11 protein-coding genes and 1 pseudogene are annotated in these 15,369 nt (G+C 43.1%); 3 read left to right on the top strand and 9 right to left on the bottom strand.

Annotated elements, in window-relative coordinates; all coding sequences use genetic code 11:
• Window positions 1-22: 22 nt before the first annotated feature.
• From OKW21_RS07905 to OKW21_RS07885, 5 genes are all read right to left on the bottom strand, one after another.
• Entirely contained in the window at window positions 23-1,372 is a 1,350-nt protein-coding gene (locus tag OKW21_RS07905) for an enolase C-terminal domain-like protein (protein WP_277478874.1), read from the bottom strand.
• Between the two features lie 157 nt (window positions 1,373-1,529).
• On the bottom strand, window positions 1,530-3,305 hold the full coding sequence (locus OKW21_RS07900) for a RagB/SusD family nutrient uptake outer membrane protein (RefSeq protein ID WP_277478873.1): 1,776 nt from the start codon (window positions 3,303-3,305) through the stop codon (window positions 1,530-1,532).
• A 3-nt stretch (window positions 3,306-3,308) separates the two neighbouring features.
• A complete protein-coding gene (locus OKW21_RS07895) occupies window positions 3,309-6,716 on the bottom strand; it encodes a SusC/RagA family TonB-linked outer membrane protein (RefSeq protein WP_277478872.1) in 3,408 nt (1,135 codons plus the stop codon).
• Window positions 6,717-6,917: 201 nt separating this feature from the next.
• Window positions 6,918-8,051: a FecR family protein gene (locus OKW21_RS07890; RefSeq protein ID WP_277478871.1), complete on the bottom strand. Its 1,134-nt coding sequence runs from the start codon at window positions 8,049-8,051 to the stop codon at window positions 6,918-6,920.
• A gap of 110 nt (window positions 8,052-8,161) precedes the next feature.
• Window positions 8,162-8,785: an RNA polymerase sigma factor gene (locus OKW21_RS07885; protein WP_277478870.1), complete on the bottom strand. Its 624-nt coding sequence runs from the start codon at window positions 8,783-8,785 to the stop codon at window positions 8,162-8,164.
• Window positions 8,786-9,207: 422 nt separating this feature from the next.
• On the opposite strand from OKW21_RS07885, the pseudogene OKW21_RS32700 reads away from it, so the two are divergent.
• Together OKW21_RS32700 and OKW21_RS07880 are read left to right on the top strand one after the other, a co-directional pair.
• Window positions 9,208-9,288, top strand: a pseudogene (locus tag OKW21_RS32700) (transposase-like zinc-binding domain-containing protein); the annotation flags it as partial.
• Window positions 9,271-9,783 carry an IS1 family transposase gene (locus OKW21_RS07880; protein ID WP_420870136.1) on the top strand — a complete coding sequence of 171 codons (513 nt, stop codon included), beginning with the start codon at window positions 9,271-9,273 and terminating at the stop codon, window positions 9,781-9,783. The pseudogene OKW21_RS32700 and the gene OKW21_RS07880, both read left to right, overlap by 18 nt.
• On the opposite strand, the gene OKW21_RS07875 is transcribed toward OKW21_RS07880, so the two are convergent.
• The 4 genes from OKW21_RS07875 to OKW21_RS07860 form a co-directional block, all read right to left on the bottom strand.
• Complete coding sequence (locus tag OKW21_RS07875) at window positions 9,780-10,124, bottom strand: IS110 family transposase (RefSeq protein ID WP_277478869.1); 345 nt, start codon at window positions 10,122-10,124, stop codon at window positions 9,780-9,782. The two genes, OKW21_RS07880 and OKW21_RS07875, sit on opposite strands and share 4 nt — an antisense overlap.
• Before the next feature lie 3 nt (window positions 10,125-10,127).
• Complete coding sequence (locus OKW21_RS07870; protein ID WP_277478868.1) at window positions 10,128-10,784, bottom strand: IS110 family transposase; 657 nt, start codon at window positions 10,782-10,784, stop codon at window positions 10,128-10,130.
• Between the two features lie 625 nt (window positions 10,785-11,409).
• Window positions 11,410-12,342 carry an RraA family protein gene (locus tag OKW21_RS07865; RefSeq protein ID WP_277478867.1) on the bottom strand — a complete coding sequence of 311 codons (933 nt, stop codon included), beginning with the start codon at window positions 12,340-12,342 and terminating at the stop codon, window positions 11,410-11,412.
• 441 nt (window positions 12,343-12,783) lie between these two features.
• Window positions 12,784-14,157, bottom strand: a complete 1,374-nt coding sequence (locus tag OKW21_RS07860; protein WP_277476848.1) for an IS4 family transposase — start codon at window positions 14,155-14,157, stop codon at window positions 12,784-12,786.
• A gap of 24 nt (window positions 14,158-14,181) precedes the next feature.
• Here OKW21_RS07860 and OKW21_RS07855 point away from each other — a divergent pair, with 24 nt between their 5' ends.
• Window positions 14,182-15,177 carry a mandelate racemase/muconate lactonizing enzyme family protein gene (locus OKW21_RS07855; protein WP_277478866.1) on the top strand — a complete coding sequence of 332 codons (996 nt, stop codon included), beginning with the start codon at window positions 14,182-14,184 and terminating at the stop codon, window positions 15,175-15,177.
• The last annotated feature ends 192 nt before the right edge of the window (window positions 15,178-15,369 follow it).

Below are 15,369 nucleotides of genomic sequence, written 5' to 3'. Positions count from 1 at the left end.
AACTTTAGTCTGCCACATTTCTTTATGGTCTGATAATAGTACCATCGTCTTTACGTACCGTCCAATTGGACTTGGTACTCATAGGGTATTTAGCAGCCAGCTTTTCGTCAATTTCCACGCCAAAGCCTGGGGCCTCATTGACGGACATATAGCCATCGTTCATGGTAGGGGCTCCCGGAAATACCTCTCTCAGCTGATCAGAAAAAAGCGCCGCTTCCTGAATACCAAAATTCCACAGGGCATAATCCATATGGGCCTGAGCCGCATGTCCAACAGGCGACACATCACCCGGGCCATGCCAGGCTGTAGCGATTCCATAAAACTCACCCAGGCGTGCAACCTTCATGGCAGGTGTAATACCGCCTATCTGGGACACATGTATTCTGATAAAGTCAAAGTAATGATTGACGATAGGCTCTTTAAATTCATTGATATTATTGAACAACTCGCCCATCGCAATGGGCACAGAGGTGCTTGCTCTTAACGCTTTGAACCACTCCATATTCTCCGGTGAGAAAGGGTCTTCTATAAAAAACGGATGATAATCTTCCAGTTTTTTGATCATACCAATGGCATCTATGGGTGCCACACGCTCATGGATATCGTGCAATAGTTCTATTTCTTCCCCACATGCCTTACGTACTGCTTCAAACATTTTGGGCACTGATTTCAAATAAGTCCCCTGGCTCATATAATTATCACTTTCTTTGGCAAAACCTGCTTTTTTAAAATCCGGCTCACCCGTGATACCTGCTCCTCCATAGCCTCCCTGCTGTATCCTAATATACTTATAACCGCGGTCCATAAAGCTCTGCACATCTTCGGCTACTTCTTTGGGTGTTTTTCCATTGGCATGACCGTAGCAGGGGATGGCGAATCTTACTTTGCCGCCGAGTAGCTGATGTACCGGCATATTTGCCCGCTTGCCTTTGATATCCCATAATGCCTGATCTAATCCACTGAGGGCATTGTTGAGGACAGGGCCGTTGCGCCAGTAGGAACTGACGTAAGCAGACTGCCACATATCTTCAATATTGTCCACATCTTTGCCCGCTGCGAATTCATTCAGATATTCAATAGCCGGAAGCACCGCGAATGCCCTTTGGGTAAAAGTAGCACAGCCCAGACCATATAGTCCCGGCTCACTCGTTTCTACTTTTACGACGATCAGGTTGGATCCGCCGGGGCGGGTGCCAATTGCTTTTACACTTTTAATGGTAACCGGAGCCATGCCTTTAGCATAAGATGAAGTTGCCTTCTCTTTGGCCTCTGCCTTTGTATTAGCTCCCTGCCCCAGCATTCCTAAGAAGCCTGCTGAGCTCAGCCCTAACATTTTTAATGATTCCCGACGGTTAAATTTACTATTTGCCATATAAGAATTTTGTTAACATTTGCACTGGATTAAATCTGCCGGCTGCTTTAAAAGCACTGTGTCCTACTCCATGCATGATTTCAGTTTTTACTTTAGTAAGTGGCAGAAAAGCGCTGTCCTGAAGACAATGCTTTTCTACCCAATGATTATTTAAGTTTTAATAGCCCGGATTCTGCTCCATCTCCACATTAGCATTCAGTTCCAGGATAGGGATAGGCTGGGCATAATCGGTATTCTCCCACTGTATGGTTCCTCCGCGTACTCTTTCATAATAATTGGCTTCCTGATCTCCTATCTGCCAGCGGCGTACATCAAACCACCAGTGCCCTTCTCCAAATAATTCTGCCCAACGCTCATACTTCAGCGGATCATTCATCAGTACCGGATCACTGGCCATGGTATTGTCAGACAGACTGCTGTAGTCTACCGGCGAAGGGACATCTACCGGGTATCCATAGGCTCTGCGCTTCACTTTGTTGATATACTCCAGGGCGTCTGAAGTATTACCATTATTGATGAGTGCTTCGGCATAGAGTAGATAAATATCCGCCAGGCGAAGCCAGTAAAAATTAGAGCCGTTGGCCATATTGATTTCTGTCTCTGTACCTTCCAGGTTGATATACTTTCTAAAGCTCCAGGCTTCCATGTCCAGTTCATGAATATCCAGGTAATGAGATATCGCTCTTTTTCCGCCGCTCACTATCATTGAGTCTACATAGGGCTGCAGACAAGACACCCAAAGACGGGGGTCAACCGTCTGATTATCCCGTGCTTCTATAGAGTTGCTTACATATGCCGGATCTACATTGTCAGGTGAAACCTGCTCCGTGCCCGGCGGGAAGTAGTGCCCTTCATCAAAGCCAAAACGCTGGATATTTTTTTCATGCGGAAAAACATTAGACCATGCTGAGGCCGCTGCGCTGCCATTATCACCCACATAACTTGGGGCCAGTACCATTCCTACACTTGAGCCCATAGAAGTAGCTGACCCTCCCCTGGCAGTCATATCCACATTTAGGTTCAGCTCATACAATGACTCGGAGTTAAATTCATTATTTCCATTAAACATCTCTTTGTAGGTGTCAAAGGGGACCAGTGACTTGCCACTGTTGGTGATGACATCATTCAGATAACTTTGAGCATTATTCCAGTCCTGTGTATACACATAGGCTTTACCCAAAAAGCTTTTTACTGCCCAGACATCAGCTTTGTATAAATCATTACCACTCCAGCTGTTACCATCCAACAGACGCTCTGCTTCTTTGAGATCAGCGATCATAAAGTCCCACACCTCACGCACTGTAGCCCGGGGGAGCTGGGTTTCATCCAGACTGGAAGATACCTCTGTCATGATTGGTACTCCTTTACCTTCTCCGCCATGTCCATCAATGATGAAGGACTCGCCCCATATATTGATCAGATTATAATAATACCAGGCGCGCAGAAAGTACGCCTGCCCTTCTATAAGATTCAGGCTAGCCTGTTCAGAGTCTTTGGCAAGGTTTTCACGATACGAAGCAAGGTTTTCTAATAATGTATTAGACCGCTGCACACCTACCCAGGAGTCCTGCCAGGTGGCATTCAAAAACCCATCATTAGGCTGAGAATTGTTCTGTGCCAGCGCAATCCATGTAGGGGTACCCTGCCAGCTTAAGTCCGCAGTATGCGACCACATATACAGTATTTTGCCAAACATATTATGACCATACAAACCTGTTACATGCTGGCTGCCGTACACTCCGGTAAGCAACTGTTCCAGATCATTGACAGATCCGGGATAGTTCTCAGTAGAAAGCGCATCCGGATTTGTCACATCAACAAAATCATCTGAACAGGACGCCAGAGCGAGTAACATACTGAAGGATACAGCTTTCAGAAATACTTTTATATGCGTATACATAGCTTTTTCTATTATTATTTGTATCAATCTCATGGCTTAGAAACTTAAATCAATTCCAACTGAAAATAATCGGGTACGGGGATAAGAATAGATAGTATCAATTCCTCTTCCGGTGGTACCATTACGCCCTAACACTTCCGGATCTAATCCTGAATATGAGGTTAGCGTCAGTAGATTCTGTCCTTGCAGATAAAGCCTGAGGTTGGAGATGCCAATACGGCTGGTCAGGGCATTGGGAAAGGTATAACCAATCTGAAGATTACGGAGCTTCAAATAAGATCCATCTTCCACATAATAACTGGAGATTCTGGTGTAGTTGGCGTTAGGGTCCCGTACATAGTTGCCTGAGTCATCTGTAAAGCCAACCCGTGGAGAACCGGTTAAGCCTCCTCCATTAAAAAAGGAAGTATTGAATATATCCGCTGTAGTATTGTAATCTCCTACAAAATACTGCGTATAGTATTTGTTACCATTATAAGTATCCCCCCCCTGCACCCCCTGAAAAAGAGCCGTCAGGTCAAAACCTTTCCAGCCAAGATTTAGATTAATACCATACGTCATTTTGGGCCATGGATTACCTATAAAAGTTTTATCCTCAATGGTAATATGACCGTCACCATTGATATCTCTGAACCTGAGGTCACCGGCACCAGTGGCCTGGTTCTGATAGTACTCTGAGGAAGATCCTCCGGCTTCCCGGGCCTGTTGGTTAAGCTCAGTTACTTCGGCATCTGTCTGAAATATACCATCCACAATATACCCATAATACTGGCTTAAAGGCTGTCCTGCTTCAGTACGGGCTACAGTGCTTTCCAGATAGTCGCCAGCCGCGCCATCATTGATAGGATTATTATTAGTGCCATCCAGCGTTTTGACCAGGTTTTCGTTAAAGGCGGCATTGGCCCCGATACGGTAGGTAAAATCGCCTCTTCTTCCTCTAAAATCTACGGCAAATTCAACCCCCTTATTACTCATCTGCCCGATGTTGGTATATACACTGGAACCCGCAAAGCCAGAGCTTAATGGTACCGGTACCTGATAAATCATGTCCTGTGTTTGCCTGCTGTACCAGTCGGCGGTAATATTCAGGCGATCTCCAAACAGGCCAATATCTACTCCTATATCTGTCTGTTGTACCTCTTCCCATTTGATATCCTCATTGGCCAGTTGCGCGGTTAGGGCATAACCTTTGACCCTGCTGCCATCCGGTAAACCATGTATATTGGTACCACCGGAACCACCGTATGATGCCTGATAGGTAAACTGAGGGATACTGCTTGTGCTACCCAGTATTCCATAACTAGCCCTCAGCTTCAGGTTAGACAGGAAAGTAACATTGCTGAGAAAAGCTTCTTCTGTCAGTTTCCATCCTACTGAAAAGGAGGGGAATACTCCCCATTTATTGGTAGGGCCAAAACGATCTGATCCATCTCTGCGTATATTGGCGGTAAACAGATACTTATCGTCATAGCTGTAATTTAACCTGCCAAACTGGGAGAGCAGGCGTGTTTGTGGATATTCACCCCCACTGGTTCTGTTGGAGCTAGGATCCGTACTGAGGCCCAGGTTATAGGTAATTATCTGAAATCCCTGGGCCTGACCACTAAGACTGCTCAGGTCTTGCTGGTAAGACTCATAACCTGCCATAACTTTGAACTGATGCAGGCCAATGCTTTTGTCATAGGTCAGCACATAGTTGCCGGTAAAATTTTTCTGTATGCTTTCATCCCGCTGTAGGAAAGCGATGGGATTTACAATCACACCAAAATCATGAGCTTCCCTAAAATGATAATTGCGAGAAGCATAAATAGAAGCACCAAAGGTAGAGCGGAAGTTAAGGCCATCTATAACCTCCCAATCCAAATAAATATTGCCTTCCAGGGCGTAGGTTTCGTTCTTGCGATGGTGGATATACTCATTACCTACCAGATTTGGCCCGGTAAAAAACGAACCTGTTTTAGCCCAGCCTCCGTATGGATTAGTTTCATCATGTACAGCCACTACCGGTGCCGAACGGAACGGAAAGGTAGCGGTCTGTACCGGGTTAGTAGCGGTTTTCCAGGCGTAGAGGGTTTCTCCTACTTTTAAGCGATTGTTGATACTGTAATCTGTGTTGGACCTGATGCCGTACCGCTCAAACCAGTTATCAATCTTGGTGCCATCTTCCCGCTGATAATTGGCGGACAGGTAGTAGTTGGTCTTTTCGGTAGAACCAGAAAGAGAGAGTGAATAGCTTTGCTCTATACCATTGGTATACAATTCATCTACCCAGTCAGTATTGGGCAATTGGCTAGGATCATCCCATCCGTTAGTGTTTACACCAAAAGCTTCTTTGGCAGTAATATAGTCAGACGTATTTAATAAATCGTACAAATTTCTCGGTTCACGAATACCATAGTAAGAGTTAAAATCCACATTTACTTTTCCTTTCCCTGCGCCCCTTTTGGTGGTGACCAGGACTACCCCTCCTGCGGCCTGCGCTCCATAAATGGCGGCCGCACTGGCATCTTTCAAAATCTCTATAGACTCTACATCCTGCATGTTAAAGTTATTGCCTGTGCCCATCCGCACGCCATCCACGATATACAATGGAGGCATCCCACCAATTGAACCAGCTCCTCTGATTACAATATTAGAGTCTCCTCCCGGTGAGCCATCATTACGGGTCACCTGCACACCGGCAGCACGTCCCTGCAGGGCTTCAGAAACACTTCTGACTGGTAAACTTTTCACGTCCTCAGCTTTCACTGATGATACTGCTCCGGTCAGGTCAGAACGTTCCTGTACGCCATACCCAACCACTACGATTTCTTCCAGGCTTTGTACATCTTCAGACAAAGAAGCATTGATGGTAGTGCGTCCGTTTACTTCTATTTCCTGGGTAAGGAAACCAATAGACGAAAATATCAGTATCGCGTTTTCATCTACGCTAATGCTATAGTTACCGTCTATATCAGTGACAGTACCGTTAGAAGAGTTTTTTTCAATAATATTGACACCCGGCAATACCTCTCCATCTGTTTTTGAAGTAATGGTGCCTGATACCGTAATGGTAGCCGTTTCTTCTGTAACAGAAGCAAACTGGCCGGACGGTAATTTTTTTACATTTATATTGGTATTGACGCGCTTGAAACCAAGTTTAGCATGCTTGGAAATATCAATCAGAATATCGTAGAGCGAAGTTTTTCGATAATTCTGATTCAATATCGTTTGTTGGTCAATGTCCTTACTATTGTAAACAAAATTGAAATCTGTCTGCTCTTCTATTTTTTTGAATACAGTAAGTAAATCAGCATTTTCCAGCCTGAGATTAAGAAGAATCTCTTTAGTGCTTACTTCTTGCGCAACTCCCGGAGGGGTCGCCAATAGCAAATTGCACAGTACAATTTGTATGAATATACCATAGAATGAGTACACAAGTACCCTGGTAAAGATCGTTTTCATATCTTTATGTTGGTTGTATTAGTATCAGTAGTAAAGTCTTTATTAAGTACCTTTCTCTCCTCTGCCTGGGTTGACAAATTGCCTACTTGCAAATGTAGACATCAGCATAACCAAGAAAGAGAAAGAGGCGATTTGTAGCCCTGCCTGTAAAAGCTTTGGCTGCTTACCTTAGCAAGTGTCTGTATATTCCATGTTCATAGTTTAGGTATTTGTAGGATATTTGATTAGTACATGATTTTCTTTGATTTCAAATTCAAATCCCATGGTATAACTCAAGGAGGTGAGCACACTTTTGAGCGATTGATTATCAAATTTGGCCGTCACACTCCATTCAGAAGCACTCTGCCCCTCTACCTTTATTTGGGTTCCGTACCATCGCTCCAGGGTTTTGACTACCGTAGCCTGATCTTCATTTTCCAGATAAATAACCCCTTCTTTCCAGGCCAGCACCTTATCCATATCAAAAGTTCTTTTGGTTAAAAGCTGCTTTCTTTTATTGTACCCGAGCTGTTCTCCGGGGAGCAAAAAGTATACTCCTGCGGTATCACTTCCTATGCGCTCATGGTAGTTCACTTTTACTTTTCCACTGCTAAGTGATACCTCTATAAAGCTGTCATTCGGATAAGCAGCTATATTAAAGCTAGTGCCTATGGCTATTGTAGTGAGCTCCGCACTTTCTACCTGAAAAGGCCTTAAACTGTCCTGGGCAACTTCAAAAAAAGCTTCTCCTACTAAGTTTACTGTTCTGTGATCAGGATGGAAGGGTTCAGTAAAACTGATCTTACTGCCAGCATTCAGTATCACTTTTGAACCATCGGCTAAAAATACTGTAAGCTTTTGTCCATAAGGGTTTTCTTTAACTACTTCAGTATATTCTATTTCCGATACTTGCGCTGCCTCTTGGGTGTTATGGTAAAATCCATAAAACATTCCGAATATAAATACTATGGAAGCCGCTATCTTAAGGACCCAAGTTCCTGACCACTTTTTGTTTACTTTTGATGCTCTTAATTTTTGATGTGTAACTGCATATGCATTGAGTGGAACCGTTTTGATCCGCTCAGGAGATTCCTGCATTTTGCTTTTTTCCCATGCATCTATCCCCTCTTCAATAGCAAAACTCATAGAAGAGCGCTGCTGTTCACTGAGGCCATCATAACGTACTGATATTTGCCGAAGTAGTACAATAGCCTGTTTTACATCGGCCGCCTTGTAAGGGTACAAATCCAGCCATTCAATCCAAAAATCATTGAGTTCTTTGTCCGGGTTCAATACCCATTTCCTGAACTTTTCATCCAGAACAAAATCCTCAACACTGTAATTTTGATAATCCATTAACTGACTCTTTTATAGCAAGAGTCAGAAAGCCCAAATAGTTATCCTTTATTTTTGAAATATTTTTTTACGATAGTTTAAATGGGAGTTAAGGAGTACGGTAGGCAGCCTTAGTATTCGTTGAAAAGGAGGTATACGAATACAGCGAAGATCAGGCAGGTCAATTCTTTACGTAATACGGACAATGCTTTCCAGGCCAGGGTGTATACAGAGCGCAGGTTAATGCTCATAATATCCGCTACCTCCTCGTAAGAAAGTTTTTCATAAAAAAGTAAGTTGATCACTTCACGCTGGCGTTTAGATAATGCAATAAAGGCCTTATCCAGCTTTTTGATGGTTTCTGATTGCGTCTGACTTTCTATGATCTTGTTCTCAAATGGCAAAACTACCTGAGAATTCGCATAAGTGGCCTCCATATCACTGAAAATGTATTTATTCTGACTTACCTCTTTGATGATCCTGTTTCTTAAAGAGCGGTACAAATAACTTTTGATGCTTTTGACTTCAGACAGCCCTTCCTTATACTTCCACAGATCAATAAACAGATCCTGAATCTGGTCAGTGACGACAGCTCGGTTCGGAATTATCTTATAGCCATAATTATATAAGTCAGTCAGGTATAGACTATACAGCTTTTGATAAGAAGCCCTGTCTCCTAGCCTGAATTCTTCCCACAGTCTCTTATCAGTGCTCAAGGGATTTTCATCAAATAGACCCGATAAATTATAATTCATAGGTAGTTGTGGCTGGATATTAGTAGCTGAAACAAAACATTATATTAAAAATAAACCTTTTCTACAACTTCATGCATTTGTTTTTAATAAGGTGTAGGGTATAAAGTATGTTTCTCGTGATACTACTTGACCAAAGTTTTACATTATTCTTATTTCAAATTCAAACACTTTTTAGTTTATGTTTTGGCACAAACATTATGACATAAATAATTGTATATCAGTTTGATTAGCAGTTCTTATTATTGCCTTTCTCAAGAAGATGCCAGGCTAGCAAGTTGACTAAAGGAGCAATATATACTTACAATAAATTAAAGGTATAACATACCCAACTATACCCATTTTCCGCATTATCTATACCGGCTGTGGTTCAGAATGTATAATTAGCCGATATATCTAAAAAGGCAACATGGGGTTACTAAAATATGAAACACATAGTAACTTTAAAATGCCCACATTGCCATAGCACTAACGTAATAAAGAATGGTATCAAGACTGACGGAAAACAGAATTACTACTGCAAGCATGGATGTAGGAAGCAGTTCCAATCAGATTATCAGTATAGGGGTGCAGAACCCTGGATAAAACCGCTGGTAAAGCGTGCCTTGGTCTGCAATGTCGGTGTACGAGACTGTGCTCACATATTTGGGATATCAAAGGAGTATGTATTGGACAGCATCGGGCGGTTGTCTTGCCAACAAGGAGAATGGCAACCTCCCTCGGCCTATTATCTGAGTGTGCAGTTGGATGAATTCTGGACATTTATAGGTGAAAAAGGGAGGAAGAAATGGCTCATATACGCATATAGCCTCGATAAAAGGGAAATCATTGCCCATGAATGGGGAGGCCGCGACGCACAGACCGGCAAGCATTTACTGCACAAGCTCAAAAAGCTCTCGGTGGGTACCTACTACACGGATGATTGGCCGAGCTTCGCTAAGGTGCTCCCAAGTGAAAGGCATGTGGTAGGAAAGGAAAACACCACGATTTCTATGGTTTAATCAAGGGCAGGCATATAGTTTTTTTCATATTTTCTATTTTCTCTCACACAAGCAAAAACCCGAAGGATAAGCTTATTGCGAACAGCATTGATAACGGACATTTTGTTTTTTCCTTCCTCTACTTTTCGGTGGTAGTAAGTTGCTAACTCACCCTGTTTCGATATTACCGCTAATGCGGCCATATGTAGCAGCTTTTTCACTCGCTTATTAGCAATATGGCTTACTCTTGTTCCCCCTCGGATGCTTATTCCAGAGCTATGTTCAAACGGAACTACCCCAGCATAACAAGCAAACTTTCTCGGACAACTGAAGAGCTTGAACTCATTAGTGGCAATGACCATTTCTCAGAACACCACTGGTCCTACCCCTTCTACCGAAGTGACTAAACTGAATAGATGGAAAAGAGAATCATCTTCTTTGATTAATTCATTGATCTTTTTTTCAACTTCTGCAATCTGCTTTTCCAATGCCTCAATAGGTTTTTTATTGAGTTTTTCCATCTCCTTTTGTAGCTTTCTATCTTGAAAATCAGCTACCTCATACAAGGGTACCTTTAGGATGCTTTTGGCATTAAGCAACCTTTTTCTAAGCCCCACTAACTGTCTAAGTTTAATGATTACCTGCCGTTCTGCTTGCCAGTTCACTACTTTGTCTGCGTACCGAAAAGCGTATTCGCTGATTCTGATTGCGTCTATCCGATCACTTTTACCAGGTTGTAGTCCCAGTGATCTTTTGATGCGCAACGAAGATTCTAACCATAGCGAGAGGTGCTCTTGAGTGGCCAGGGTCAAAATATTTTGGCTGTAGATACCAGTGTGCTCACAGCAAATTAAACTACTTCCAAGAGTAACGTTATTCGCTGAGCAGGCTGCTTTGAATTGCTGTATCCCCACTTGCGAATTATCCACTTTGATGTGGAAGAGTTGATGTGTCTGGTTCCGGACTGCAAAATCCAATGTGTTTTTGCTAACATCAATACCGATGAAAAACAAATGGTTCATAGACGTTGTAGTTTGGTTATAAGATCAAGATACTATCAAAGCGCCACGGGGCGCCCCGCTTATTACTAGGTCTTAAACCTAAATTTCTATTTGAAGCTTATCTTAAAAACCAGCCCAAGTCTAAATCGCGGTGTAGGTCTTTCTCCTGGCGGCGGCCTTAGTGTACTTAAGCTGGCGTATGAGAGGTTAATATATGGATAACTCTATCGACCGGCGTCCCGGCGAGTTACCCACATATTAACCTCATAGTAGCAACAACTGCTTTCTTAGAATTTTAACATGCTGCTAATCTAAAGGCGGCGGCCGCGAAGCATATTGAGGGGGCAACACCTTTTTGAGGGCCAAGAACAGGAGGTGCGTACGCAGGATTACCGCTTTTCCAAGAAGGCATTACACCATTTTGGAATCATGAAGGAAATCATCAATCAACGAAACCAAGAAGATACATTATAGACCACAGCCCAAATTATTAATACTTTGACACTTGAGCAATAAGCGCATTTGAGTTGGACGGTTCGCCGCGCGATTGTTATTTCGCACATAACTATCTAACAATGCATTCATTACTTTTTATTCATTATCATACACTCTTTACGACTACCTAGTTTTTAAGCAGCATTAAATATTACCAAGTACGGGTTTTAAGCAACTCCTGTATTTCCTCTCGGGAAACAGGAAGCTCATCTATATGAGCTTCCAGCCATTGCGAAAAATCCTTTTCGATCTCATCGCTCCAGCGAGCGTCTATCTGGCCGGGTGTATATTTACCCTCCCGTAGTCGCTGATGTCCAAACTGATCTCTCAGTATCACCAGTTCTCCCGTTTTGACTACCTTCTCAGCCAAGTGCGGCGGAATGAAGATCACGCCGTCCAGTTTGCCTAATACCAGATCACCGGGCATTACTGTCACTGGGCCAATACGAATGGGTACATTAATACCGGTTAGCATCATCTGCTGCTGATAAGATGGGTGGGTACCCCTGATAAAAGAAGTGAAGCCCTCAATTTTAGCTAGCCCATCCAAGTCGCGTACAGTTCCATTAAGTACCACTCCATTTCCAGATTTGGCGGAAATTGCCGTACCCAGGTTATCCCCAATAATGGGCCCATCTAATATTTTAGCATAAGAATCAGCCACATATACATCACCCTGTTCCAGCATGTCAATAGGCCAGGAGACCATATCCCCAATACGCCCTTCTTCTGCGCCTTTTTTTTCCAGTTGTGCCCTTACTTCTGGTCTTATTGGCATATACTGAGCTGTCAGTACCCGACCTACCAGGACATCACCAGGATGGATATTCTGCCAGCCATATTCGTACTGGTGGGTATAACCTTCTCCTCTCAGTACCGACCACGCCTGCTCCAACGAGATATTTTTCAATCTTTCCAATATACTATCTGAAACTTTTGGCCGGCCATCGGGAAACCTTTCACCCTCCCAGCTAGGTGTAAGAGCAATCATTTCCTCACGACTCATGGTGAGCTGCTGAGCACAAGCAAACTCTAAAGTGAAAAAGAAGAAAAGTAGAAAATAGGTTTGTGGTCTGTATTTCATGTCAGTAAAAAATTTGGTAGTTTCAGTAGACCTGTATTTTACAATCAAACATCAATTAAAAATAAATATACTTGAGCAACAATCTAATTCATACCTATGAAGCGAAGAAAATTTTTGAAAAATGCTGCATTGGCGGGTATTTCTCCACTGGCACTCTCTAAGAAAAAACCCTCGTCTTCTATCAAATCAAAGAGCATCACTCCTTATCCATTGTCAGCAATAAGTCGGGAAGAGATCTTAATAACAGATGTTAAAATCACCCCACTGTCCTATGTGCATCCTGAAAGACCACTTTGGGAAGTGGGAGATTATATGGTCTGGAAGACTGATGCATGTCTTGTAGAAGTATATACTGATCAGGGAATAGTTGGAATTGGGGAAGGTAGCCCTTATAGCGAGCCGAACAAAATAAAAGCCTACACTGACAGCAAGATTACGCCCTTATCCTGTCTCATAATTTATCTGCGAAGCGAGAAGGTATCCATGGCAGAGTTGAGAGAAGATGGCCCACCCTCTCCACATGGTTTTTTCTCCAGGGAAGGGCTGCTTTTTAGTAGGCGTAAACCCGGCCAGGGCAGCGATGATGATCAATGCCTGCTGTACACTGAGTTCTTTTCTGCCACTATGCTTTTCTAAGACTTCTATTTGTAGCGGTTCAAATATTTTCTCTGCAGCTAATTGGGCACTTTCTGCTGCCAGATGCTTAAGCCAGATCAATTGCCAGGCTACAATACAGAGCATAGCAATGGCATGAGATAGTCGTGTGAAAGTATCAAACTGTAGCTTTTCTATCTGCATACCACTCTTCAGCACCATATGCCAGCGTTCAATCACCCATCGTTTCCGGTAATAATCTATCATCAGCAAAGCAGCAGCTTGATCTTCTATATTGATGGTAGTGAGTAAATACCATAGCAGAGGCGGTTCGCTGCGCGGTTCTTCTCCTGCCGGAGTATGTGTTTCTTGAGCTACTACCACCCATAAGTCAATATCTTCTCCTTTTTTATAAGTAGGGACAGGGCATGTGATCTTACCCCAGCTTACCTGCAGCTTAGCATTACGCTCTTTTCTCTTGCTGGTCCTGGGCAGGTAAACTTCTACTTTAGTAGTATTGGGAAAAACCACTTCTTTAAGAAGCATCTTTTCTTGCTCATAATGCACCTTTCGGTTGAGATGATGTGCCCTGAAGAGTAATTCTACATGTTTGGAGCGGCGAGCAGCCATGTACTCATAAAAATCAGATTCTCTGTCGGAGATTACGATCACCTTCTTGGCTTTAGCTAAATGCTGATCCACCCACTGTAGGGCTTCTACCCACCGATAACTTTCTTTTTCTTCTAAAGGATAAAACTGCACCTGCTTTGTACGTCCTGTGGATTGGGGAGGCCACAGCTTTTGTCCTACCAGGCCCAAAGCCGTTCCCTGCTCACTCAGAGCCATGGCCGTATGCAGGCAAAGCCCTGGATTTACATGACTGCCGCCTAAGTCGCCCAGACCTTCAGTAGCGACATGACTGGCATAATTCAAGTCTGTTGTATCCTGACTCACCAAAACCACATCCTGGTCGGCACAGCGCTTGCTCGTTTGCCTATAGTGGCCGTAGCTGACGTCTACTTCCTGTTTGGAAAATATCCGCCAGGCTGATTTACGGAAATTCTCTCCTACTGCACTACTAAAGGAAAGCTCAGGGTTAGCTAAAAGACGATCAGCCATCAGTGACAAACTCTTTGCCTCGCGTTTATCTTCTACTGCACTTCCCATAAACTCTTGCATGCCCCAACTCTCTTCCATCTGTTTACCTCCCTTTTTTTTCAACCTAATTTACAACTTTTATAAGACATGAATAGGATTACGCCTTACATAAAAGGCAAAAATCCTTTTGACATGGACTTCTTTACCGCTGGTGGTTCACATCTGGATTACCTGGCCAGGGCAGCCTATGCAGGCATCAACAATGCCTGCTGGGACATCATTGGTAAAGTCAAAGGATATCCTGTTTATAAGCTATTGGCACAGGATCTTGAGCCTCCCGACCAGATGAAAATATATGCCAGCGGTGGGGTTAACCATGCATGGTATCGCAACGGCGAACAGGAGTTGATAGAAGAAGCACTACGCTATAAGGAAGAAGGCTATGATGCTTTTAAGTTAAGAAACGGCACCAGTTGGGAATTTAGCGGGATGACATTGGAAAAGCACATTGAAGTACTACGTAAACTGAGAGAAGCAGTCGGGCCGGATTTTAAGCTGATGCTGGAAAAGCACCCTCATTCGCTGGAAGCTATAGTACACCAACTGGCTCCTGCCTTGGAAGATCTTAAGTTTTACTGGTTTGAAGAACCTATGAACCAGTGGGAAGAAGGAGCGGTAGAACGACACCTTCAAATTAAAGAGGCAATGCCCTCTGTGATGATTTCTGGCGGAGAGCGTTTTACCAACCGGCTGCAGTTGATGGAGTGGATCAATAGTGGCGCTTATGATATCATACAATCTGACTGTAATTTTACTGGAATCAGTGAAGGATGGCATATTGCACAAATGGCCAATCTTTATGGACGGCTTCAGTGTCCCCACAATTGGCACGGCGGACTTACCACCATGGCTAATTTGCACTTCGTAGCTGGCGTACCCAACGGACATATGTGCGAACTAAACCAGACTTTCAATCCGCTAAAAGACAAAATTTTCAAGAAACCGCTTGTCGTCGTAAATGGCTATATGAAACTACCCGATAAGCCGGGATTTGGTGTTGAAATCATTGAGGACGTTGAGAAAAAATTTCCTTTCGTAAGTGGAAAATATCTAAAACCCAATCCCAGATTAACAAAAAATTAAGTAAGGGAATTGCTTGGTGTAGTTTTGCTAAAACAGTATTACTATATGCAAAAAATAATGAATTATTATAATGATATAATGCATACCTTATTATAATATCAAAAAACCATTCAGATATAACGTTTAAATTATGAGATTTTCATCCGTCTGAAAAATGAATGAATGGTTTGCTTTCGGCTGCGACGAGCTTTA

The sequence above is a fragment of the Catalinimonas alkaloidigena genome, from assembly GCF_029504655.1.
Lineage (GTDB): Bacteria > Bacteroidota > Bacteroidia > Cytophagales > Cyclobacteriaceae > Catalinimonas > Catalinimonas alkaloidigena.
Note: the sequence above shows the minus strand (reverse complement) of the source record. Positions and strands in the feature narration are given on the sequence as shown.